This is a genomic window from Neorhizobium huautlense, from assembly GCF_002968575.1.
Lineage (GTDB): Bacteria > Pseudomonadota > Alphaproteobacteria > Rhizobiales > Rhizobiaceae > Neorhizobium > Neorhizobium huautlense.
On record NZ_PVBM01000003.1, the window covers coordinates 271,676 to 295,582 of the forward strand.

Below are 23,907 nucleotides of genomic sequence, written 5' to 3' on the forward strand. Positions count from 1 at the left end.
CGTTCAGCCTCCCCGTTCAGCCAGAGGCTTGATGCCGGCCGCCGAGAGGACGGCATTGCGCGCCTGCTGTTCCGGAAGCAATTCAGCAAGAAGCTCCGAAAAATCCATCCGGGCCCGGCGGACGAGCGTCTCTATCGACATCGAGATCGGAGAATGTGGCTCGGTCCGACGAAAATAGCGGGCAATGGACGTCAGAAGCTCCAGCGCTTCCTCGCGTGAGCGGATCGACTCCGCAGGGGGAATACGCATCGGGATTGATGATTCTTCAGCCTGATTGGCATTCGCCGCCTTCAAGTCGGGACCTGCCGTGAACGGCTCCGCCTCGTCTGGGGCGCTGAGACCTGCAATGACCCTGATTGCGGACGCGGCCTCATGTAACACTCTGCGTGTATTCGAGCTAGGCGGGGCATGCTCGCCGCAGCGAGTGTCAAGTATTTCGACCAGGCGATCGAAAGCAGCGATGCATTCCATGAGAACATTCAACTGGGCAGACATTCGTGCGACACCGGCGTCTGCTGCGGCCTGCTGGAGTTGCTCCCGGCGGGACTCTTCACCTGCGCGTTGTGACAGCTGAAAATCCCAAAGCGACAGTTGCCCGAATTTTCCGCCCGGAACCAATGAAGTCAGTCGGATCGCCTGAATAATCGTGCCTTCTCCACCGACACCATTGAGGCCGGCGAGCGGGGCGAAGCGCTCGTCAAGGTCCTCGTCTCCGATCGAATGAAGTGCATCAAAATAGTTGTCTAAAAGCGACATCATCGCGATGTAGACATCGCGCAATCCTTCAAAGCCCCGGAGCCTCAATTGGGCCTCTGCAAGCCAAGCCAATACTTCGATATCTTTACTCTGAGAAGAAAGAATGTGCAATCCCAGATTGCTAACCTCACTCCATTCAGGAGAAACACCAATAATTTCCCCTGGCGCCATGCCGCGTTCTGCGGTCCTTGCAGCGCTCCTCGCGTCCTTAATTCTATAGTATATTTGCCGCAAAGAAGTATTATTGCGCAGATTTTCTCCGCAAGGTCTGTCTTCCGCAAGTGGATCTACTATTGCGAGGACATTCACTCTTCATTTTCCCCCTAAAATCACCGGGTCCAGTACGTTATGCGGTATCTTGTTGCGCCTATACTGGCTTGTCAACCGTGCTGGAAGCATGACAAATTTATGACTTCTCCCGATTCCAGCAATTTTGCAAATAGCGCGATTTTTGATCTGGACAAGCCCTGGTTACCGCCCTAGTTGTTGCCTCGCATCTAAGAGAACGCTGAATTTCGACGCAAAAGACAGGGCTTGGCGGATGTCAAACATCGACCTCAATCGTCTCATCAGAACGCTTGAGCCAAATCTGCGTGTCGGTCTTGAGACAGCCGCTTCGCTTGCGGCCAGGCAGCAGCATGCCGTGGTCGATATTGCCCACTGGCTCCGGGCGATGCTTGATCTTCCTGCGTTTTCGACCTTTTTTGAGGACCTCGGACTCTCCTGCACCGCACTGCGGCAAGAGCTGGATATGGCGGTTGCCGACATTGCCCGTGACGCCGGAGGTTCGCTTGCGCTATCTCAGAATTTGCTGTTGCTGGGGCGTGAAGCTTGGCTGATTGCGTCGCTTCAATGGGGCCGCAACGTGGTGACGTTGCCCGACCTGCTGTTTGCGCTGGTCGACGACCAGACCTTGCGTACCATTATACGCGGCGTGGCTCCGTCCTTGCGTGGTCTCAATCGAGCCATGCTCGAGGACCAGATGCGGAAGGCGAGTGCCCCCAATCCGGATGTGACGGAGCCGGCGTTGAGTACGCCGGTTTTTTCATCCGACGAGAACGAGTTCCTGCGGCTCTACACGCGCGACATGACGGGAGATGCCGGCGCCGGACGGATCGACCCGGTCATCGGCCGAGATCGTGAGCTGCGTCAGATCATCGACATTCTGACGCGGAGACGCCAAAACAATCCTATTCTGGTCGGCGAGGCCGGCGTCGGCAAGACCGCGGTGGCGGAAGCCCTGGCTCTGGAAATCGCGGCTGGGAACGTGCCCGACCGGCTCCGGAATGTCAGGCTCCTTTTGCTCGATCTCAGTCTGTTGCAAGCGGGCGCGGGGGTCAAAGGTGAATTCGAGCGGCGCCTGCATGGTGTGGTCGACGCCGTCAAGGCGTCACCGGAGCCGATCATTCTGTTTATCGACGAAGCGCATGGATTGATTGGGGCCGGAGGGCAGGCCGGTCACGGTGATGCGGCCAATATCTTGAAACCGGCGCTGGCCCGCGGCGAACTGCGCACGATCGCAGCGACCACCTGGGGCGAATACAAGCGTTTCATCGAGAAGGATGCAGCGCTGACCCGACGATTCCAGACGGTGCATGTGCAGGAGCCGGACGAGGAAACCGCGATCCGCATGCTGCGCGGGGTCGCGGCAAAGCTCAAGGCGCACCATCGAGTGCGCATCCGCGACGAGGCGGTGGTCGCGGCCGTACGGCTTTCGGCTCGTTATCTGCCGGCCCGGCAGCTTCCCGACAAGGCAATCAGCCTGCTGGATACGGCTGCGGCGGCGGTTGCACTTGCTCGACAGACCAGGCCGGAGGCGCTGCAGCTGCTCTTGAATGAGCGTGATCTGCTGGATGCCGAGGCGGACTGGCTGGCGGGGGAGCCGCAGACACCCCAGACCGTCGCCCGGCTCACAGAAATTGCCGGAGCTCGCGACGAGATCGCGAACAGGATTGGCGCCGCGCAGGCGAAATTCGACGAAGAACTGCGGCTCGTGCGCGAAGCCGACCGCCTCGAAGAAGCTTTCTCCTCGGACGCTGCCGTCCTGCCGCTCGCCGCATCCGAAGACGAAACGAAGAACACAAACGTTGCCTCCTTTCCGTCGCATGCCATGACGCTGGAGGGTGCGCGAGCCGCATTGACCGCGGCCGAGAGAGGCCTTGCTGCCGCTGCTGGGGAGACCCCGCTTGTTCCGCGTGTGGTCGACAAAGATGTGGTGGCGACAATTCTTGCCCGATGGACCGGAATCCCGGTCGGAAAGCTCCTGTCGGACCAGATCGAGACGGTGAAGACGCTGGATGCGCGGCTCAAGGAGCGGGTGCTTGGCCAGGACTATGTGATCGATCGGATCGCATCTGCCATGCGCGCCGCCCGGGCCGGTCTTTCCGATCCGCGCCGGCCGCCGGCCGTCTTCCTGCTGGTTGGCATGTCAGGCACAGGCAAGACCGAAACGGCGCTTTCGCTCGCAGATATCCTCTATGGCGGCAGCCAGTATCTGACGACCATCAACATGTCCGAGTTCAAGGAAGAGCATAAGATCTCCATGTTGCTCGGCTCGCCGCCGGGTTACGTCGGATACGGAGAGGGGGGCGTTCTGACCGAAGCCGTGCGCCGGCGTCCCTATGGAGTGCTGCTGCTGGACGAGGTCGACAAGGCGCATCCCGGCGTCCAGGAGATCTTCTACCAGGTCTTCGACAAGGGCACGCTTCGAGACGGCGAAGGCCGCGACATCGATTTCAAGAATACGACGATCTTCATGACGGCGAATACGGGGTCTGAACTTATGGCAGCCCTCTCGGCTGATCCTGAAACGATGCCCGAGGGTGAAGCGCTGGAAGCGTTGCTGTTGCCGGAACTGCAAAACCACTTCAAACCTGCATTTCTCGGACGGACCACCGTACTGCCGTTTATGCCGCTCGGCCGCGAAACTTTGTCGGGCATTGTAGACATCCAGATTGACCGCATCCGCGAGCGCGTAAGATTGGCTTACGGCTCGGGCCTGATGCTTTCGCCGGAAGCACGCGAAGCGCTTATTTCCCGGGCGAAGATGAGCGAGATGGGCGCGCGTATGATCGAGGTCATGATCGCACGCGACCTCTTGCCGATGCTTTCGACCGTGTTCCTCGACGCGATTGCAGAAAACCGCAAGATCACAGACGTGATCATCAGTTACGACGGCCAAGGTTTCGGCATTCGCGCCGAAAACGCGGCGGTTCGTCCCCAATTCGCCGACCCAGCAAAAGACCGGCAGGCGGATGAAGAAGCCCCGAAGCGAAAGCGCTCTCGGGGAGGAGCAGCAAGAAAGGCCAATGCGCCTTAGCAGCAACTAGGCAATCATTACAGGAGAGCTGATAGCATGCCGATTTATCTGCAGATCGACGGTATTCAGGGCGACGCGACCCACGAGCAGCATCGCAAGTGGATGGATATCGAAGCCATTCACTGGAACGTTTCCCGCAACATGAACACGTCTGCCGGTTCCGCGGCAAACCGTGAAGCTTCCGAGCCGACTGTTTCGGAAGTCATTTTGACCAAGGTCAGCGATTCCTCGTCGACCAAACTCTTCCAGGAAGCCTGCTCGGGCCGCACCGGCAAGCGTGCGACCATCCATCTGGTGACCACGGGCAACCCCGGCGACACCTATATCGAGTATACGCTGACCAATACGCTGATTGCCAGCTATTCGATCGATTCCAACGGCGATCGTCCAGTCGAAACGTTGAAGCTGAACTTCACCAAGATGGAAGTGAAGTACACGCCATACGACGACATGCATTCGCCGCAGTCGCCGATGATCGCCTCCTACGACCTCGCCACCACCAAGGCGGCTTAACTGCCATGTGAGCTGGGCGCTGGCGGATTCGCCGGCGCCCCCGTCAACATTCATCGAGGAAACGGAGCTGACGATGGCTGGACTGGCAGTGAGCCCCGATGGGCGAATGATCGAGAACGAGGAAGAAGGCCTGAGGATCGCTCTGTCGGCCACACAGCTTGCTGCGGTTCTGGAAAATGAAACCATCGAGCCGGAAGGGACAATCGGCAATCGCCTCATCGGAGGCCTGCGCCTTTTGGGTTGTGGAGCCGAGCTGGTTGGAGCCGGCGCACTGCTGGCGGCGCCCGAGCCTACAATGCTCACGAAGGCAGGCGGGGTCGCACTTGGCGCCCATGGGGTTGATCAATGTATTGCCGGGGGCAGGCAGATATGGACGGGTCGCGATGTCCGTTCATTTGCCGACCGCGGCGCAAGTTCGCTCGCAGAAAGCTTGGGAGCGTCTCCGGGCGCGGCGCGCAATGTGGGCCTGGCAGCAGAAATCCTGGTCCCGGTCAGCGGAGCCATTCTTGCCAATGCGGTACGCACAGGCGCTATCAGGGCCGGACGCATCTCCTTGATGCGGCATGAAGCCGTGAGTGAAGCGTCCAGCATCGGTGGACATACGATCAGAAAACATGTTGGCTGGACCGAAGCGCAGTTACGGCAGCGACTGGCGGAGACGGCTAATATGCGGCGTCCGCCGCAGATGATTTCGACTTTCGACGACCTTGCAATGGCCGAGCGGACAATCAGCCGCGGGCTGCAGGCGCATAAGGTGGCTATTCAGTCCTGGGCTCGATCCGGAGCCAGGACCAACCTACCGTTGGAATATTCCGCCGGACGCGAGGTGGGATTCGGCATTGAACGGGCGTCAGGACAGGTGCAGCGTCTCAACCGCATAAAGATCGTACTGAAAAAGGAAACCTATAACGGCATGCCTTATTACATTTTGACCGCGTATCCGATCTGACATGGCAAATGACGAATTCGAATTTCTTCGGCAGATGATCGGCGGCTATCTACACCAGGACATGGACTTGGAGGCAGATAGCGTGCCGGAGGCAATTGCCGTTTTTGCAAGGCACGCGGACGCACCGATGCGCGAGGGCGTCGTCGCGGACATGCAATCATTCATGCAACAGTACCACAACCGCGCAGCCGATGAATTTGCGCAGCGGTTTGGCCGCGATTTCACACCCGACGAAATTGGCCAATCGGTGGGAGAATTCTTTGAAATGGTGAACGCCATTCTGATCGATCCAGATTCTTATCAGCAGTTTCTCTGAAGCAAAAACCTCGCCGCCGACTTTATCTTTCCGATGAATGAGATGATCCGGATAGAAACATGAATGATCAGCCATCCTCCGCCGATTTCATCCAGGCGAGCCGCATTCTGAAGATCGTCTCGCCGCTTGGGCAAGATCAGCTATTGGCCGAACGGGTAACGATCGAGGAGGGTGTTTCGTCGCTCTTCGAGATCAGGGTTTCGGCGCGGGCCAAGAAGCCGATTGTCAAGCCGGAGGAACTGATCGGCCGGCTGATGGATGTGTCGATCGAAGTCCAGCAGGGCGATGGCGAGGAGGGCAGCGCGGTGCGTCGGCCGTTCAACGGTCTGGTGACCGAGCTCAACGAAGGCCCGCCGATCACCCGCGGCCTGCGCTCCTATTCCATGGTGCTGAGGCCCCAGATGTGGCTTTTGTCGCGCCGCTCCGACTGCCGCATCTGGATGGACAAAACTTCTGTCGATATCGTCGAGACGCTGTTTTCCGAACACGGCATTCCGGCCCCGGATACCTCGGGCATCATTACGCCGCCACCGCCGCAGCATTATTCGGTGCAGTGGAACGAGACGGATCTTGCATACCTCACCCGCCGTTTCGAGGAGGACGGGCTGTTCTATTGGTTCAGCCACGAGGACGGCAAACACAAGCTGCATGTGGCAGACGCCGCCTCCGGATGGCTTGGCCCCTCACCATCGGCGCAAGGAGAGGCAAAGGTCCGGTTGGCGCAGGGATCGTCGGATCGCAACCACATCAATGACTGGAGCCGGCGCTATTCCTATGTGCCCGGACAAAGGGCAGGCGCCGACTGGAATTTCGAAACGCCGCGCATGGTGCCCGGCACCATGACGCCCTCGCTCGTGCAGATGCCAGACGCCATAAAGCGCGAGCTTTACGAATATCCGGCACGCATCTCCACCGTGGCGGAAGCCGAGCGGGCGGAAAAGCTGAGGATGCAGGCATCCGAGGCTGATCACGACCGGGTTTTCGGGGCCTCGACCTCCCGCATCCTCGAAACTGGTCGTCGCTTCACGCCATACGAAGTGGCCCATCCGGAGCATCACTACGAAGAGCATGTGCTGGTCAAGGCGGTGCATATCGTCGTCGACCGCTCCTACGAGACCAATTCCAACGAACCGGAATACAGGAACAGCTTCGAGGCAATTCCATCCCGGGTGCCGATGACGCCGCATCGTCAGACGAAGCGGCCGAGGATCGAGGGCACTCAGGTAGCGATCGTCGCAGGCCCGGCCGGTGAGGAAATCCATCCCGACCAGTATGGCCGCATCAAGCTGTGGTTCCCCTGGGACCGCAAGGCGAAGAAGGACGGTTCTGACACCTGCTGGGTGCGGGTGGCGCAGAACTGGGCGGGCTCCACCTGGGGCGGCCAGACCATTCCGCGCATCGGCATGGAGGTGATGGTCGCCTTCGTCGACGGCGATCCCGACCGGCCGCTGGTGACCGGCGTGGTGCCGAACCCGGCCAATGCCGTGCCCTACGACCTGCCCGCCAACAAGACGCGCATGGTAATGCGCTCCAACACCCACAAGGGCACCGGCTTCAACGAGATGTCATTCGAGGACGAGGCGGGCCGGGAGAACATGTTCTTCCATGCCCAGAAGGATCAGACGACGCGGGTGCTGAACGACCGCATAAAGCGGGTTGATCGTCACGAGGTTGCAGCAGTCGGCGGCAATCGGGCGGTAGAGGTCAGCGGCAATCAGAAGCATGAAGTCGGTGGATCGATGAATACCGTTGTCGGCGGGACGGGGCCGGCGGCGATGGCGCTGATGTCTGCCGTGCAGGGACTGGCAGGACAGACGGCCACGCTTCTCGGCCAGGCAGGCCAGATCGCGGGCGGCGGCGGACCGGGCCTTGCCGCATTCGCCGGTACGCTTGCTTCCTCAGCACTCGGCTTCCTCAGCGCCGCCGGTCTCGGCAGTCGCCAAGGCGTCGTTTCGGGCACGAGCCCGCGGGCTGACGCCGGCACGGCGCTGGCGGGCTCCGGCAGTGGTGTCGGCTCCGATGCCTCGAGCCTGTTCCCGCTGCCCGGGATTATGAACACCATTGTCGGTTCTTTCAAATCCGACACGGTGGGTGTTGCAAGGGTTGAACAGATCGGCGTCAGCAAGGTCACCAATGTCGGCCAGACCTCTCTCGAGAAGGTCGGTAAATTCAAGAAATTGATCGTTGGCGAAGAATTCGTCATCGAATGCGGCGCGTCCAAGTTCATTATGCGCAAGGACGGCACCGTCATCATCCTGGGCACGCATTTCAACTTCACCGCATCCGGCCCGACACAGATCAACGGCGTGGTCGTGGATCTGAACAAGCCGGGTGGAGGGTTCTCGGAAGCATCGCCGACATCGTCAGACACGACAGCGAAAGGATGAACGATCGATGTCGGTCGACAACCGCACGCCCTTTCCGGCGCTGGCTTTTCGGCAATACAATCTCGCCGGGGATTTGCTCGGCGTCGTGGTGGCGCGCGGTACGTTTCGCCTTAGCAATGGCGGCCCTCTCGTTCCGGATGATGTCCAGCGTTCTTTGGTTATGTCGGACACCTATGACGGTGACCCGCACCAGACGCCGCAAACGGCCTGCACCGATCTTGCTCCATTCAAGCCCGGCACCGATGTGACATTTCTCGGCGCCGCCTGCGCGCCGGGGGGCAAAGCCGAGCGATCCTGGTCGTGCGGGTTGCAGGTCGGGCCGGTCGAAAAACGGTTGCGCGTCTATGGACCGCGCGCCTGGCGGGCCCGCACCCGCAAGACCTGGAGAGGTTTGATCGATCGGGCGCAAGAGGATGCGCTTGACGGTTGGGACCTGACAGATCCGGAGCCGGTTACGCATGTTCCGCTGGATTGGCGACTTGCCTTCGGTGGGCGGCTTGAAACCTCCGGCAAAAAGGAGGTTGTCGAGAAGAACCCGATCGGCATCGGCCTTGTCGATGAGGTTCTTTTCCGGGAACGGCCACAATGGCCCGCGCCGCAGATCGAGGATGAGAAACACCCTATCCGTGATGTGAACGACAGGCCCGACCCGGCCGGTTTTGGCCTGCTATCGCCCTTTTGGGAGGATAGGGTGGCGCGCGCGGGGACATATGACGACGCTTGGCTGAATGAACGCCACCCGCTTCTGCCAAGCGATTTCGACTTCCGTTTTTGGCAGGCTGCTCATCCGCATCTCGTCACCGAGACCTGGCTTAAAGGCGATGAGAAATTCGCCTTGGAGAATCTGTTGCCGCAATATCCGCGCCTGGAGGGGGCTCTACCTGGCATTAGGCTGGAGATCGAGATTGACCGCGGTGCGGGTCTAGCGAAGGGAGAGATGAAGCTCGATGGTGTTCATTTCGACATGCGTCCAGGTGTCGGCCGTGTCTTCCTGACGTGGCGCTGCGGCTTTCCATGGCCTCAGAGGATCGGGATTCCTAAACTCATCTTTGCACGATCCGCCATGGAGCTTGCTTGATGGGATTGGAAATTGCCATTGACGGCAGCCATGTCCGCAATGTCAGCGCGGCCGCTTCCGAGACCGGCGCCATCGCCAGACATGGGCTCGATCCAGCGCAGCCGGTGATGTGGAACAAGGCGGGGGACTACTTCTATCAATATGACAGCCCGACAAGCCTCAATCCGCCGAAGGAATTCACTGACGAACTGCTTGCGAAACGGGTGAAGGAAGACGAGCAAAAGAGGGAAAAAGAGAAAAAGATACAATCTCCGACAAGTGCGAACCCGGCTCCGCCCGAGCTTATCCCGGACGAGAGCAAGGCGATTGCGGTTTGCCTGTCGCCCGACGTCTGCAAATCGCCGGACAAGCCGGTCCCCTACATGTCCTGGGGGCAGGCTTCGGACGACCAGAACTATTCTCCGGACGTGCGCTCGAACGGCAAGATCATAAAGCGACAGGATTCCAAGTTTTCCTGCTGTTATGGCGATGAGCCGGGTGTCGGACTGGGCTGCAAATCCAACACGGTCGGTGATGTCGTCGAACCTGTCACCTCGTCGCAAATCGTTCGCGCCAATGGCATTTGGGTGCAGCGCCATGGCGATCGCTGCACCTTGAACAAAGGTAATACCGAGGGCGAATACGTCCATGTGGAGGCTACCGACTCTCACAAGGCTCCCGAGGGAACAGATAAACAAGATCAGAGCGGCGGCGAGGCTGAAGATACCCGCAGCGAGGGGCAGAAATTTTCAGACGGCTTCACGGAGAATGCCAACGAGACATTGGAGGGGCTGAAAAAGGTCGGCTCGGATGTCCTGGAGGGCACCAAAAATCTGGCTTCCGACCTCTGGAATGATCCCACGGGAACGATCGCGGCCGGTGCCGAAAGCGTCAAGGATGGCGCAGTTGGTGCGGCGAACTGGACCGCGGAGGTTGCACAAAATCTCTATGACGATCCCGGGGCAACACTCGGTCGCGGATGGGAAAATACCCAAAATACGGCCAGTTCGATCTGGCACGCGGTCGCTGATCCCTACAGCGAAGCCTATGAGAAAGGCGGCTTGTCCCAAGCCATAGGTCACGGTACCTTCGATGTGGTAAAACTCGCTGTCGAAGCCCTGGCAACCAAGGGGGCGGCAACTGCCGCCGGAAAGACAGCGACTATCGGCGCGGGCGTCGCGGCCAAGGCGCACAAAGCCGAAGAGGTCACGGAAACCGTCCACGATGCGCGGAAAATCGAATCGAAGGTCGAGGATGGCACGCACGGTGCGAGAAGCACACGGAAACTGAGGGTGCGGTGTTTCGATCTGCCGCGAGGGGTCAATCGCGACGAGTTCCGACGTCAGCTGAAAGAACAGCAGGCAACTATTAAAAACATGACGGCCGACGACATGGCCTACGCTCATACGGTTCTCGATCACGCTCGTGAGGCGTGGGCGGGAAGCGGCAAGAAAGGCTCCTTCACCAATTTGCTGCGCGACGGAAAGGCACAGGAGGCAGCCCGTGCCGATTTCGAGGCATCCTTGAGGGAAGCGGGTTATTCGAAGGCCGAAATCCGCGAACAGATGGCGTCGGTCAACGCAACGCACTATCTTGATATAATTGCTGGCGGCGATCCACGCGAGTTGGGTATAGGTGGTGGAGCGGAGAACCAGAGAATTGGCCCGATGTGGACTCAAGAAGGCAGGGCTGAAGCATTGCGTGCGGAGGCAGACCAAATGCGGAGAAATGGTCAGGCGGACCAACTCATGGATGTCGAGTTGAATATATGTGGCGAAGAGCATTGAAAGGCAGCTATCAATGTTAGACTCCTTTTTTGAGGATACGATTGCTGAAATTGGTCCGCCGCAGCGCTGCGTCCCGATGACCCCCGAGCAGGAAAATCGTCTTTCGAAGCAGTTGCCGGCAAGCTTCATGGCGTTTCTTTTTCAATACGGCTTCGGCGATTATTTCGATCGAAAGGTCCAATATTGCGACCCGGCGGATTTTTCCCCCATTCTTTCACTCGTGTTTGCAGCCGATCCCGATTTTAGCCACAGAGACTGCTTCGTCGTCGGTTATTCTGCTTTTGGCCGGTTGATCTGCTGGTCGCAACGGCACGATCAATTCGAAATTGACCTCGTTGATCTGCGGATAACATCCCGAAAGCTCGCACCAACGCAATTCATCCTGCCGCCGGGAACAATGAAGCGCGAACGAAGCACCGACCCGAATGTGCTGGCGCGCTCGCTATTGGTTGCGGATCAACGGGACTATGAGGAATTCGACGCTCAGGACCAGCCCATGTTTGCGCGCTGCCGTGCCATGCATGGGGATCTCGAGCGGAACGAATGCTACGGCTACTTCCCTGCGATTGCGACAGTCGGTCTGGATAGCCCCGCGAGGCGGGTCGAAAACATCAGGCGGGTGGCAGCACGTGAGCATTTTGCCATTCTGGCCCAGCTGGGCACCTTCCATTTGATGAGGCTGGAGCGAGGACAATATACGGCGGTGCGTCCAATCGGTTGAAATATGCGTTCGGATAAGTAGCACCTTGCTCGACTTTCCGAATTCAGCCTGATGAAGATCGCCCCGTTCCGCCCCCCTATAGATCGCGGAGCTTTCAGGATTTGGTTTCGGCAATACTGGCGAAGTAGAGAGGTGATTTCCAATGAGTAGGGACGATGTAGATAAAATTGTCGCCGCCACGCTGCGGCGAGCGGCGACGGCTATGCCAACAGCTTCGTCCAACTCGGTATAGGCATCTGCCTTTATGATCTTGGTCGGTACGAAGAAAGCACTGATCCTCTGTTGCGCGCCTATATGGGCGAAGGTGAGGAAATTTTTGAGGAATCCGATCCGATGTATCTCGGTTATCTTCGCAAACGAAAGTTAATCGGTTGAGAGATCGATGACAGTCGCTGAAATCTGCAAACCGGTCGGTTCGCGGGATGTGATGATCTAGCAGCGGACTCGCTCGGTTCAAGGAGATCGCATTTATTAGACGGCGTCTAGCCATCCGCGGCGCGGCTGAACGGTGAATTGGCAGAAGATGGAGTGGGAAATCGTTTCGTTCGAAGGGATGGGGCCAATCCGTTTCGGGATGTCGCCGGCGGAGGTCGCTGCTATTATCGGGCCGCCCGAATCCGCTGACGAAGACGACGAGTCTCGTCGTGAATATCGTGCGATCGACGTACCGATCGTGTCATACGAGGATAATGTCGTGACCGAAATTGAGGCGTTCTATGAGGTGGAGAACGTGTCCTTTCGTGGCAGACGTATATTCGATGAGCCGGGGTTGGCGATTATCCAGTTCCTTGAACAAGAGAACGGCGGCGCCCGAATGAACGTCGGAACCGTCCTTTTTAGGAATATCGGCATCACGTCTGGTTGTATAGACCAAAGAACACGTGGCGATCATTCGATTACCGCCTTCGCCTAAGGTCTTTGGGACGACAGGCTCGACCGCTTCAAAGAACTGACATTCCTTTGAACTCTCGGAAGGGCTTAGGCTGGCCCCTTCAAAAAGGCACAATAAATGCCATGGGTTTTCACTCCCTATGACGGGATATCAAATGTTCGATTTGGGCAGGAGCGCGAGGATGTCGAGAGCGTCCTCGGTCAGCCGAGAAAGGTGAAGCAAACATACACCGGTAAAACGCGGCTGGAATACAGCATGTCAATGCCGCCATTCTTGTTCTCGCATGGAAAGTTTATCGAAATGAACTTGTTGCCGGACGTTTCCGAGCCGTTCGAATATAAGGGTATGAATCTTTTTGTCATGCCTGAAGACGAAGTTTTGAGGCGATTGGAAGAAGACGATTCTGACGTTCGCGAATCTCATGGGTTCATCATCTTTTTCGGTCTTGGCTTGGCATTGACAGGTTTCCACGGACGGAATGCGAGAGCAAAAAGCAATTACGATCTTCGGGCGTGATCATCAGTGGATCGAAAAAAAGTCGACCATGCAAACCGTCCGTTTCTCTTAGGCACTGACAGGAGGAGCAGCGGTAAACATGGAATGGGAAATTGTGTCCTTTGAAGGGATGGGGCCAATCCGTTTCGGGATGTCGCCTGAGGAAGTCGCAGGCATTGTCGGTCCACCTGATCGATCCAGGCGAGGCTTGCGGCCCGGCACCTTCAATGAGTTTCGCGGTACCAAAGCGCCGATCGTGCGCTACAACAAAAATCGCGTCAGGGAAATCGAGGCCTTCTACGATCTGGAGTCGGTCACTTTTCAGGGGATTGATCTTTTCCAGACCAACGGAGTTGAGGTTCTTCGCCGGCTAGAAGAATTGAATGGCGATGCGAGATTGTCCGTTGGCATCATCATTTTCGACAAGCTCGGCCTGACTGCGGGTCGCCTGGATGAAGGTCCGCGTACCGGACACTCGGTTACGGCTTTCTCATCCGGCACCTGGGACGGCAAGATGGGCGATTTCGAGAGTATCAGCTTCAAGTGACGGCGTAGTTCAATCCTCCTCCAAGCCGTGGATTCATAAAAGCGATACCGCGTAATGTATTGGAAAATCATATTCTTTGTCAGCGTGGAACCAATGCGTTTTGCAACCGCCAGCGGAAGGATTCGTAGCGAGCATTAGGAGTTGAGAAAACTACTCTTGCTTGATCAGCGACAAACTATCAGCCGTATGGCCCAACTGCAGATTGTGAGACGGTGTAGGGTTCGGTTACCTAACGCCAGTCAAACAGTGAGGAGATGATGGAAAAAAAGACCTTGCCCACCGATATTTCCGAGAGGATTGATGGCTTGCTGAGGGAAGCGGGGGCCAAGAACCGCGAAGGTAAGATTGAGGAATCCATAACGCTCGGCCAGTCGGCGTGGGCCCTCCTGCCGCCGCCACAAGAAGAATGGGATTTCTATCCGCAGATCATGGCGCGCAGCATGGTCACGAAGTATGCCGCGATCGGCGATGCCGCCTCTGCCAAGGAATGGATCGCGACGACCTACCGCGTGTATGAGGATATTGAGCGCAAGGACCATTTCGTCCTGATGCTGGAGGGGCGTGCACTTTACCAGCTTGGCTTGATCGATGAAGCCTACGAGGTTTTCTCCCGGATCCACGAGCTCTTCGGCCGTCAGGGTTTTTCCGGCGACGACGCGCCCTATCTTGAATTCTACCTTAAAGAGCGTGCGGCGAGGCAGAAATAACATGGAAGACGAGCTTCCGGACGAGATTTACGATCGCGTTTCCGATCTATCGGAGCGGGGGAACGATTTTCTCGATGCAGATCAATACGACGAGGCGATTACGGTGTGGCGATCGGCACTTGCTCTGCTGCCGGAACCACGGCAAAAATGGGAAGCTGCGGTTTGGCTCAATGCATCCATTGGCGATGCGCAGCAACAGAAGGGCGAGACTGAAGAAGCTCTCGCCTCTTTCCGACAGGCGGCCGCCAGTGCTGACGGCTATGCGAACGGCTTCGTGCAACTCGGTATCGGCACGTGCCTATACGATCTTGGTCATCAAGAGGAAAGCACCGATCCTTTGTTGCGCGCCTACATGGCCGAAGGAGAAGACATTTTCGAGGAGTCTGATCCCAAATATCTGGACCATTTGCGCAAGCGGAAGCTGATCGATTAAGTTATCGAGCATTCAAGCGCTATCTGCAGCCGGATGTCCGCCGCCATCGCCCGGTCTATCGCGGCCAGCGCCGGAGTTTCCTCATTCAGGACGACCTTTCTAGCCGGTAACGGGTTCCCGGATAGAGTAGGCGAACAGATGTGACGATCTGATTTGCCGACCAGGTGCGCCGGCGGATCAGCAGGCAGGGCTCGGAACGGGCGATCGCCAGGTGCTTGCATTCCCACGGCTGCGGGAGCACGGCCTCAACGAATTGCGCCGTGGGAGATCGGCGATATCAGCGTCAGATATGGGAGCGCACCGCCCCCCCTGCAGATCTGAGGGGTTTTTGGATGACGCTGCGTCACAGACGATAGCAGATTATAAGGCGGAGAACGGCCAATCCTGAAAATGACTAATTTTTTCGCAGAGTTAAGGACTGATCCGAATTTTGACCCTCAGGTGATCGCGGACTTCAGCGAGATAAGTGGGGACAATCGCAGCTACCTTCAGGAAGCGATTGCTTACAGATCGGAACATGCTGAAGCGATCCTGCGGGCTGACATACCTCTCGATCACCAGGACGATAATGGCCAGACAGCGCTTCAATATGCGATCTCACGGGGCATGTATGATCTGGCAACGGACATCGTGAATAAGGGCGCCGATCTGCATCGTCTCGACAAGTATGGGAATGACGCGCTTTGGACGTCGGTACTGAACCCCCGCCCGAGCCTGCCACTGATTGAACTGCTTGTCACAAAGGGTGCGGACCCCCACCGCAAAAATGCAGCCGGGCGATCTTCGGCGGACATGGCGCTTACGAAGAAAAATCAGGCAATGATGAAGCTTTTCGGAGTTTGATCACGGCCCAGGCCAATGTCGCAAGTGTCGATCAAACTAGGAGACTGGATACTCTCGCCATCGGCACAGTGAGTTGTTTCTGGACCGTGACCTTGCCCCGTTGAAATAATCCATTTTGAAGTAAGCTCTGGCCCATTGAGAGGACCAGGGAATGAAGCGCAATCGTTTCACAGACGCACAGATCATCGGCATTCTGAAGGAGCACGAGGCTGGCACACCGGTCTCGGAGCTTTGCCGCAAGCACGGCGTCAGCGATGCCAGCATCTATAAATGGAAGGCCAAATTCGGCGGCATGGACGTATCCGAAGCTAAGCGGCTGAAGACGCTGGAAGACGAGAACACGAAGCTGAAACGGCTCTTGGCAGATGCGATGCTCGACAATGCGGCTTTGAAAGACCTTTTGGGAAAGAATGTATGGTCCGCCTCGTCCGCGCAAGGGTTCAAGACATCGCAAATGACGATTCCAGTTGCATAAATGTATCCGGCCTCTCGCGAGTGGGCTGCGGTTGCAGCCAGGCCATGATGAGATCCGCACACGCCGTTCCCAATAAATGGTTCGGGCATGAGGCCCGCTTTTTTGCACAGGACTTACGGCATGTTGATCCACTGTTTCGTCATCACTATTCCCGATCCTTGCAATCGAGCCAGGAGCGTCAGGTGAAGGCAGGGTCTCTGCGTTCGTAGAGTGCTCCAGGCCTGGTCAGGACGACCCAGACGATCCGGGCCATTTTAGCGGCAAGTGCGACGACAGCTTTGTTGGGGTGCATCCGAGCCTGAAGACCATCCAGCCAGTTCCCCAGTCGATCTCGTGTTCGGTCCAGGTGCCGAAAGCAGGATCGTGCTCCGTGAACGAGGAGCTTGCGCACGTAGCGGTTTCCGCGCTTACTGATGCCGAGAAGCTTCTGCTTTCCTCCGGTCGAGTATTCCCGTGGCACAAGGCCAAGCCACGCTGCCAGATCGCGAGCTTTCTGGAATTGTCGGCCGTTTCCAATAGCAGCCAGGAGCGCAGTTGCCCCCAACGCTCCGATCCCAGGGATCGTCATGAGCCGTCGTGCGACGTCCTCGCGATTAGCTACCGCCTCGATCTCGCGTGTGACGTCACCAATGCGCTGTTCCAACTGGCGCAGATCTGCAAACAGGTCTGCAAGCAGCTTACGCATTGCCGACGAGAGATCGTTGGATTGATCGTCGACAGCTTGCGGCAGGTCGAGCTTGAACAGGCCCGCGCCTTGGCGCAGGGCAATCCCGTATTCGAGGCAGAAAGCTCTCATCTGATTGATCAGACGCGTTCTCGTTCCGATCATCTGATCCCGGACCCTGTGTAAGGCCTGAAGATCGGCTTGTTCCTCGCTCTTGAGTGCAGCAAATCGCATTGTTGGTCGCGTGGCAGCTTCAGCGATCGCTTCCGCATCAATGATGTCGCTCTTGTTCGACTTTACGTAGGGCTTCACGAACTGCGCGGGGATCAAGCGCACCTCATGTCCAAGTGCCTGCATCTTCCTGGCGATCCATTGAGATCCTGCACACGATTCCATCCCTACGATCGCCGGCGCCGCACGCTCGAAGAACTGCAGCAGTGTGTCGCGGCGGAAGCGAACCTTCTGGACTGGCACGCCATCGCTTCCGAGGCCGACGACGTGGAATATGTTCTTGCCGATATCAATTCCGTAGACCGCCGCTGGGCGCGGCACATTGCGTTTTGGCATTGCAACCTCCTTCGGTTTGACCGCCTCATGATGCGGCCGGAGGACGAGGCGGACCATCCCATTAGTGGTGACGCCCGCAGCAAGGCGGAAAGCTGTCGCTCATCTGATGGATCACCACCAGATGAGCGACAGCGGGCGTGTAAAGCCATCGGCTTTTGCCGGATGACGGTCCGTTACGAAACCAGGCGCAGCGATGACCATGACCTTCGCGAGCGGATGAAGGCGCTGGCGCATGAACGCCGCCGCTTTGGATATCGACGCCTTCATGTGCTGCTCAGGCGTGAGGGTCACCTGGTGAACCACAAGCGGCTCTTCCGGCTCTATCGGGAAGAGAAGCTGACGGTGCGGTCGGAAACGAGCGATTGGCACGCGAGCACCGATGCTTGTCCCGATGGCAGCCAATGATCGTTGGTCGCTGGACTTCGTGTCGGATCAACTTACCGACGGTCGCAGGTTCCGGGTGCTGACGGTCGTCGACGATTGCACCAGGGAATGCCTGGCACTCGTCGCCGATACGTCGCTTTCCGGTCTGCGGGTTGCCCGCGAGCTTGACCGGATCATCCAGGGGCGTGGCAAGCCAAAGATGATCGTCAGCGACAACGTCCTATGTGGGCAAGCAAAACGGGAACAGGCCAACAGGTCTCCCTGCATCAGCAACAGCCGATGCACTTAGATTGCTCCAGATGGTTTCCACCGTCAACGGGATCGTTCCCTGCCATAGCAAACACAGGATCCATCGGCATGTTGCTCGCCGTGGTCCTCACCGTCCTTAAGATGGGATACGTGCCCAGGTGGAAGGCCCGAACATTATCTATAGGGTCGCAATCGCGCCCTCACGGCACTTGCAGAGAGGGGTCCTTCCACCTGGTCTCCGGTCGTTCAATGAACGGCCGGTATTCTGTCTGTGTCTTGATGACCGCGTGAGCGACACGTGCCATCTTGGCAGTAAGAGCTGTCATCGCCTTACGTCTGCGATCTGCATCATTGGCGCTGCCAGCCATGTATCTTCCAAGTTTGTCGCGGAAGCTGTTATCACGTTGGCGGGATGCGACCTGGGCAGCCATCCAGAAAGTTCGGCGGAGACGAGCGTTTCCGTACTTCGATAGCTTTGTCCGGCCTCGGAAGGTGCCCGACTGCGAGGTCGCAAGGTCGAGACCGCAGAACTTCAGAAATTGGCGATGGTGCCTGAAGCGACGCAGGTCGCCGGCCTCCGCCAAGATGGTCAAAGCATTGATCGGTCCTATCCCGGGAATCTTGCACAGGAGTTGATAATCCCGATGGTCGGCCAGCAGCGACTGAGCGATTTGTTCGATGCGATTGCGTTCACGGATCAGGCTTCGCCCTTGGCCAATGATCATGCGGAACATGCTGATCGCGACGGCGTCTTCGGCGATGGGCAGCGCCACCGACGAGGAAGCTGTCTCAAAGATGTCGTTGATTAATCGTGCTTTTGAGACTTTACGTCCGACGAGCGACCACGCCTCCGCAACAAACGCTTCGCGTCCGAGTGAAGTGATGCTGCTGGGTGTGGGGAAGCGTTCGATCAACGCCAGAAACCAGTCCGACCGGCTGTTACCGGCAAAATGGGCGATCTCGGGAAAATAGAGCGGCAGGTAGTGGTTCAGGATGCGGTGCCAGGTCTGGGTCTTGGCTTTGGAGATGACTTCGTGCGTCTTCGACAGTTCCTGCAAATCGTTGATGCCAGCTTCAAGCGGATCGACGTAAACCTGGGTGGCGCCGATCCGCAGCATGTGCAGGATAACCTGTGCATCCTTCGGATCGTTCTTGTCCCAGCCATTATGCAGTGCCTCTCGCGTTCTGGCCAATGCAACTGAAGAGATCAGTTGCAACTGGAAACCTGCCATAAGCAGCTTATGTGCCAGCGTACGGTGATAATTGCCGGTAGCTTCAAAGCCGACGACGATTTGTCGTGCCATGGAAGCGAGTTCCTCGACCAAGCGGTCGTAGTCATCCTTGGTCGCCATCACCGTCATACGACGGCGCCGGCCACCCTCGGGCCGCTCGATAAGGACCTCCTGACGGTGCTTCGACATATCGATCGCTACCAGCACGGCGTTTGTGGGAGTAGAAAGATATTTGGTCATGGCTTGTCGTCTCCAAAGTGTTGCCTCGACAACTTCACTTTAGAGACCTGTCGACCGGCCATGACCACCCCAGACGGCGCGCTGCGCTACGCATGGCTTCGCGCGCCGTCCGCAATGTCAGAGCAAGTTTCCCGATGTGCTATGGCAGCGAGTTCACCAGCAACGCGATCCTGCAATGGACGGATCGGACCAAGGTAGAATGGCACTACATCGCACCGGGCAAACCGATCCAGAACGCCTTCATCGAAAGCTTCAATGGGCGGCTGCGAGACGAGTTCCTGAATGAAACTCTCTTCTCGTCACTGACCCATGCTCGATCAGCGCTTTCAAACTGGCGCAGCGATTACAACGATCATCGACCACACTCTGGACTCGGCTGGATGACACCTGCCGAGTTCGCTCAGACAATCAACCCGCGACGTGATGCGGTGCTGCGCAGCCGGAATGGCTCCGCACCGCAACCCGCCGCTACCGCCCCAAATACAGCAAGCCTAAACCGCTGGAGCGAACTCAAAACTGGATAAAACTTGGGGCAAGGTCACGCGCGGTAAAATCCGGATTTGCGAAGAAGGAAGCAACCTTCAACAAGGATGGCTTCGAAAAATACGGTGATCTGATCGACCAATATGAATGTGGTGGCTTCTCCATCGAAGTTCAGGATATCGCCGAGGGAAGGCTGCAGGAATACTTCGCCCTAGCCTTGATCGTATCAAGAACAAGAATGCGATCGGGAAGATTAGCATTTCGGGATCGGGGGCTTTCGCCAAGGATTTCGATTTCAGCAAATTCAAGCAGTTCGGCAGCGTGAAAGCGATCACAACCCAGGATGTGCCCTTTGGCGAGGAGCTGCCGGACCTGTTTCCCGAACTTGAGGCATGGCTCAATCTCAACTGGACGGCCAATAAGATCAAAGCGTTGAATGGCCGGTGGCCGAAACTTGCCAATCTCTCGCTCCAAGGCTTTTCCGGCTCTCTGTCGATTTTCGAAGGCGCTCCCATCAAGAGGCTTTTCCTGATCGCTTCGACGATTAAAGACGTCGAGGACATTCTGCGTTTCAATGAGCTTGAAGTTTTGCAGATTTCCTCTTGCAAGATCGCAGGTTATGTTTCGGTTATTTCGGAGTTGAAGAACCTGCGGTCGCTAAGAATATATGGGAAAAACAAGCTCGAAGCTTGGGAAAACCTAAAGCACGATAATATCCAAAACCTAGAAATATCTCACCTTCCTTGCAAGTTGCGAAAAGAGCGGTTTCCGAAGCTGCGCAATTACGTGATTAATGCCTATCGGCCGCGTGACCCTTTCTACGAGGAGGGGGGCGATCTCGGGAAGTTGGGGCGCGAGTTCAACAGCATTTTTGGTTGGTGAGACCTTCCCCTCCTGCTTTTCTCGCCAATGAATTCCCGCTACGGCAAGTTCTTCTGCGGGTAAATCGTCTGTCCTTGTTTGAGCATCTCGACGAAGCTCTCGATCTTCTTCCGGCGGCCTGCCTCGGTCTTTATGTTGTGGACTCTAAAGGCGAGAGCGAAACGGTTTTGTGCGCTGAGCCGGCCAAACATTTCCTTGGCCTTCGGCTCGGCGTCGATCGCCGCCTGAAGGTCGTCGGGAACCTGCATATCCTTGCCGCTGGCATAGGCGCGCTGCCAACGTCCGTCCAACTTTGCTGCCTCGACTTCGCGCAGTCCGTTCCTAGTCATACGCCCTTCGTTGATCAGGCGTTCGACGTTCTCGACATTGATCTGGCTCCAAATGCTTTTCCTGTTGCGCGGCGTATAGCGCTGCAGAAAGCTCTTCTCGTCCAGCCCTTTCCTGATGCCGTCGATCCATCCCCAGCACAGCACGACGTCAATCGCTTCTTTGGGCGTTATTGATGGAATGCCGGAATTCACCTTGAAGATTCGTATCCAGATTTCGGTGGCATTATCGTGGTTCACGCCAAGCCAATTGTAGAAAGCGTTAGCATCCGGAAATTCGCGGATTTTCTCGGGGTCGACAGTAACAGGTGGCATGGAACGATCGTCTCCTGGTGCAAGTGATTTGATCAAGATCCCCATGTCTAACACGCTGGCAAAAGCGGCGCCCTGAGAGCGGCTTTCCTTCGCCGGATGTTGCCTAGGACGAACTCTCCAGACGATAGCGGGTGCCGGGGTAGAGAAGCCGAACGGATGTGACGATCCGGTCTGCGGACCAGGTGCGCCGGCGGATCAGCAGACAGGGCTCGGAACGAGCGATCGCCAGATGTTTGCATTCCCACGGTTGCGGAAGCACGGCCTCGACGAATTGTTCCGTATGGGAGATCGGTGCTATCAGCGTCAGATAGGCATTGGGCGTCGTGACCTGAAAATTCTGGGCGAGATAATCCGGTGCCACCGCAGGATTGACGAAGCGATCCTCCAGCTGGATCGGCACGTCATCTTCGTGATGCAGGATCACCGAATGGAAGGCCGGCATGCCGACTTCGATCTTCATGGCTTCCGCAAGCTCATGACCGCAGACCTCGGTCTGGGAGAGGATGACATGAGGTCTGTGGGTGGAACCCCGCTCGGCAATTTCGTCGGCGATATTGCGGACGCCCATAAAGGGCGCGCTTCGCTTCTTGCTGGCCACGAAGGAGCCGCGTCCCTGCACCCTGACGATCACGCCTTCCATGGCAAGTTCTCTCAAGGCGCGATTGGCCGTCATGCGGCTGACGTTCAGCGTCTCGGCGATTTCATTCTCGGAAGGCACACGGTGATGCGCCGGCCATTCGCCGGTTTCAATCCGCTTCTTGATGTCCGCTTTTAGCCGCTCATAAATAGGAAGCTCCCGTGAACCCGAAGCCTGGATGGTCTGGTCGCCCTCGGGCATGCTCGGTTCTCCTCGTGACGCCGTCATGTGCATACAAAATACGCATCGAAAATAAAGCGTAAAGTTTTTGCAGGCCACTTGCCCCCTTTCAAAAACTCTGCCATGTTCCCTATACAACTTTCTCAGGTGAAGCAAATGGCGGCATCTCAAACTCTCCTGTGCAGACAGATTTTGCTACCGGAAGGTTGGGCGTCCGATGTGGTCTTGGCCGTCGACGGCGAGGGATTGATTACCGCAATCGAGACCAATGCCGACGCAAGGCAAGATCTCGTGGAACTGGCCGGGCCGGTGGTTTCCCCTCTAGTAAACCTGCATTCCCATGCTTTTCAGCGGGCCATGGCCGGCCTTGCCGAGCTTGCCGGGTCGACCGATGACAGCTTCTGGACGTGGCGTGACGCGATGTACCATCTCGTCGGCCGAATGTCTCCGGATGATATCGAGATCGTCGCAACCAAGTTGTACAGTGAACTCATCAAGGGCGGCTTCGGTCACGTCGTCGAATTCCACTATCTCCATCATGCTGCCGGTGGCCGCCCCTATGCAAATGTGGGGGAAACATCCCGGCGCATCCTACGTGCCGCACAAGCCGCAGGGATAGGGCTGACCCACCTGCCGGTCTTTTATGCCCATGCCGGTTTTGGCGGGATCGCTCCCGGCGAGGGGCAGCGCCCGTTTATCCATGACGTCGACCAATTTCTTGGGCTTCTCGAGGCGTTGAAGCCCGATTGCCGATCTGCGGGCGCGACACTTGGTCTTGCGATCCATTCGCTGCGGGCAGCGACGCCAGACGAAATGCGGGAGATCTTGGCGGCCGAAGAAACCGGCGGGCCGATCCATATCCATGTGGCTGAGCAGGAGCGCGAGGTCGAGGAATGTCTCGCGTGGAGCAGACGCCGACCGGTGGAATTCCTGCTCGACGAGATGCCCGTGGACGACAGGTGGTGCGCCATCCATGCCACGCATATGACCACCGATGAAACCGAGCGGCTTGCTCGCTCGGGGGCGGTGGCCGGTCTTTGTCCGGCGACCGAAGCCAATCTGGGCGACGGAATTTTTCCCGCAACGGATTTCGTCGGATCGGGTGGACGTTTCGGCATTGGAACGGATAGCCATGTCGCGACGACGGTCGGGGAAGAGTTGCGCCTTTTGGAATACAGCCAGAGGCTGCGCGATCGTCGGCGCAACCGGCTCGCTACCGGTCCGGGTGCATCCGTCGGCAGGACCCTGTTCGACGCAGCACTTGCCGGAGGCTGCCAGGCGGCCGGGCTGCGCACCAGCGGTATCCGAGTCGGAGCAAGGGCCGATCTGGTGGTTCTCGACGGCAACAATCCTTTCATCGGCGCAGCTTCCGGCGATCAGGTTCTCGACCGGTGGCTGTTTGCGCTTGGATCCGAAGCGGTTCGCGACGTTATGGCGGGGGGACAATGGGTGGTCCGAGAGGGTCGCCACAGGGATGAGGAGGCAATCGATCGTGCGTTCCGGGAGGTTCTTCTGAAACTGGCCTAGGCCTTCAACTTGCACCAACTCATG

20 protein-coding genes and 5 pseudogenes are annotated in these 23,907 nt (G+C 57.6%); 19 read left to right on the plus strand and 6 right to left on the minus strand.

Annotated features, from left to right (window positions below; genetic code table 11):
- Window positions 1-3: 3 nt before the first annotated feature.
- A complete protein-coding gene (tssA, locus tag C5L12_RS05265) occupies window positions 4-1,008 on the minus strand; it encodes a type VI secretion system protein TssA (protein ID WP_245422777.1) in 1,005 nt (334 codons plus the stop codon).
- 289 nt (window positions 1,009-1,297) lie between these two features.
- Between tssA and tssH the strand changes: the two genes are divergently transcribed.
- From tssH to C5L12_RS05330, 13 genes are all read left to right on the plus strand, one after another.
- On the plus strand, window positions 1,298-4,075 hold the full coding sequence (gene tssH / locus C5L12_RS05270) for a type VI secretion system ATPase TssH (RefSeq protein ID WP_105370964.1): 2,778 nt from the start codon (window positions 1,298-1,300) through the stop codon (window positions 4,073-4,075).
- Window positions 4,076-4,111: 36 nt separating this feature from the next.
- Window positions 4,112-4,588 carry an Hcp family type VI secretion system effector gene (locus C5L12_RS05275; protein ID WP_105370965.1) on the plus strand — a complete coding sequence of 159 codons (477 nt, stop codon included), beginning with the start codon at window positions 4,112-4,114 and terminating at the stop codon, window positions 4,586-4,588.
- A gap of 73 nt (window positions 4,589-4,661) precedes the next feature.
- A complete protein-coding gene (locus tag C5L12_RS05280) occupies window positions 4,662-5,537 on the plus strand; it encodes an RNase A-like domain-containing protein (protein ID WP_157948994.1) in 876 nt (291 codons plus the stop codon).
- Between the two features lies 1 nt (window position 5,538).
- A complete protein-coding gene (locus tag C5L12_RS05285; protein WP_105370967.1) occupies window positions 5,539-5,853 on the plus strand; it encodes a contact-dependent growth inhibition system immunity protein in 315 nt (104 codons plus the stop codon).
- Window positions 5,854-5,912: 59 nt separating this feature from the next.
- Window positions 5,913-8,240, plus strand: coding sequence for a type VI secretion system tip protein TssI/VgrG (tssI, locus tag C5L12_RS05290; protein WP_105370968.1), 2,328 nt, complete (start codon window positions 5,913-5,915; stop codon window positions 8,238-8,240).
- Window positions 8,241-8,247: 7 nt separating this feature from the next.
- Window positions 8,248-9,318 (plus strand): DUF2169 family type VI secretion system accessory protein, encoded by a 1,071-nt coding sequence (locus C5L12_RS05295; RefSeq protein ID WP_105370969.1) that lies wholly within the window; start codon window positions 8,248-8,250, stop codon window positions 9,316-9,318.
- Window positions 9,318-11,084 (plus strand): PAAR-like domain-containing protein, encoded by a 1,767-nt coding sequence (locus tag C5L12_RS05300; protein WP_105370970.1) that lies wholly within the window; start codon window positions 9,318-9,320, stop codon window positions 11,082-11,084. Before C5L12_RS05295 ends, C5L12_RS05300 begins: the two co-directional genes overlap by 1 nt.
- Entirely contained in the window at window positions 11,068-11,805 is a 738-nt protein-coding gene (locus C5L12_RS05305; protein WP_245422772.1) for a GAD-like domain-containing protein, read from the plus strand. The genes C5L12_RS05300 and C5L12_RS05305 overlap by 17 nt, the downstream gene beginning before the upstream one ends.
- Before the next feature lie 523 nt (window positions 11,806-12,328).
- The gene (locus C5L12_RS05310) at window positions 12,329-12,718 is read left to right on the plus strand and encodes a hypothetical protein (RefSeq protein WP_105370972.1); all 390 of its coding nucleotides are present in this window, start codon (window positions 12,329-12,331) and stop codon (window positions 12,716-12,718) included.
- Window positions 12,719-12,814: 96 nt separating this feature from the next.
- Window positions 12,815-13,213, plus strand: coding sequence for a hypothetical protein (locus C5L12_RS05315; RefSeq protein WP_105370973.1), 399 nt, complete (start codon window positions 12,815-12,817; stop codon window positions 13,211-13,213).
- A 79-nt stretch (window positions 13,214-13,292) separates the two neighbouring features.
- Entirely contained in the window at window positions 13,293-13,739 is a 447-nt protein-coding gene (locus C5L12_RS05320; protein WP_105370974.1) for a hypothetical protein, read from the plus strand.
- A 257-nt stretch (window positions 13,740-13,996) separates the two neighbouring features.
- Complete coding sequence (locus C5L12_RS05325) at window positions 13,997-14,446, plus strand: hypothetical protein (RefSeq protein ID WP_105370975.1); 450 nt, start codon at window positions 13,997-13,999, stop codon at window positions 14,444-14,446.
- A gap of 1 nt (window position 14,447) precedes the next feature.
- Window positions 14,448-14,879: a tetratricopeptide repeat protein gene (locus C5L12_RS05330; RefSeq protein ID WP_105370976.1), complete on the plus strand. Its 432-nt coding sequence runs from the start codon at window positions 14,448-14,450 to the stop codon at window positions 14,877-14,879.
- A gap of 85 nt (window positions 14,880-14,964) precedes the next feature.
- Here the strand turns inward: C5L12_RS05330 and C5L12_RS05335 are convergent.
- Window positions 14,965-15,169: pseudogene (locus C5L12_RS05335) on the minus strand (UTRA domain-containing protein); the annotation flags it as partial.
- Window positions 15,170-15,269: 100 nt separating this feature from the next.
- Between C5L12_RS05335 and C5L12_RS05340 the strand changes: the two are divergent.
- Window positions 15,270-15,722 carry an ankyrin repeat domain-containing protein gene (locus C5L12_RS05340; RefSeq protein WP_105370977.1) on the plus strand — a complete coding sequence of 151 codons (453 nt, stop codon included), beginning with the start codon at window positions 15,270-15,272 and terminating at the stop codon, window positions 15,720-15,722.
- A 151-nt stretch (window positions 15,723-15,873) separates the two neighbouring features.
- Window positions 15,874-16,137: pseudogene (locus C5L12_RS05345) on the plus strand (transposase); the annotation flags it as partial.
- A gap of 238 nt (window positions 16,138-16,375) precedes the next feature.
- Here C5L12_RS05345 and C5L12_RS05350 read toward each other — a convergent pair.
- Complete coding sequence (locus C5L12_RS05350) at window positions 16,376-17,428, minus strand: IS110 family RNA-guided transposase (protein ID WP_105371053.1); 1,053 nt, start codon at window positions 17,426-17,428, stop codon at window positions 16,376-16,378.
- A gap of 64 nt (window positions 17,429-17,492) precedes the next feature.
- On the opposite strand from C5L12_RS05350, the pseudogene C5L12_RS05355 reads away from it, so the two are divergent.
- Window positions 17,493-18,029 (plus strand): annotated as a pseudogene (locus C5L12_RS05355) (DDE-type integrase/transposase/recombinase); the annotation flags it as partial.
- Window positions 18,030-18,239: 210 nt separating this feature from the next.
- Here C5L12_RS05355 and C5L12_RS05360 read toward each other — a convergent pair.
- Window positions 18,240-19,533 (minus strand): annotated as a pseudogene (locus C5L12_RS05360) (IS110 family RNA-guided transposase).
- Between the two features lie 143 nt (window positions 19,534-19,676).
- On the opposite strand from C5L12_RS05360, the pseudogene C5L12_RS05365 reads away from it, so the two are divergent.
- Window positions 19,677-20,057: pseudogene (locus C5L12_RS05365) on the plus strand (integrase core domain-containing protein); the annotation flags it as partial.
- Window positions 20,058-20,163: 106 nt separating this feature from the next.
- Window positions 20,164-20,898: a leucine-rich repeat domain-containing protein gene (locus C5L12_RS05370; protein WP_105370980.1), complete on the plus strand. Its 735-nt coding sequence runs from the start codon at window positions 20,164-20,166 to the stop codon at window positions 20,896-20,898.
- A gap of 38 nt (window positions 20,899-20,936) precedes the next feature.
- Here C5L12_RS05370 and C5L12_RS05375 read toward each other — a convergent pair whose 3' ends face one another.
- Together C5L12_RS05375 and hutC are read right to left on the minus strand one after the other, a co-directional pair.
- A complete protein-coding gene (locus tag C5L12_RS05375) occupies window positions 20,937-21,539 on the minus strand; it encodes a YdeI/OmpD-associated family protein (RefSeq protein ID WP_105370981.1) in 603 nt (200 codons plus the stop codon).
- A gap of 103 nt (window positions 21,540-21,642) precedes the next feature.
- Complete coding sequence (gene hutC / locus C5L12_RS05380; protein WP_105370982.1) at window positions 21,643-22,377, minus strand: histidine utilization transcriptional repressor HutC; 735 nt, start codon at window positions 22,375-22,377, stop codon at window positions 21,643-21,645.
- Between the two features lie 135 nt (window positions 22,378-22,512).
- Here hutC and hutF point away from each other — a divergent pair, with 135 nt between their 5' ends.
- Window positions 22,513-23,883 (plus strand): formimidoylglutamate deiminase, encoded by a 1,371-nt coding sequence (gene hutF / locus C5L12_RS05385; protein WP_105370983.1) that lies wholly within the window; start codon window positions 22,513-22,515, stop codon window positions 23,881-23,883.
- The last annotated feature ends 24 nt before the right edge of the window (window positions 23,884-23,907 follow it).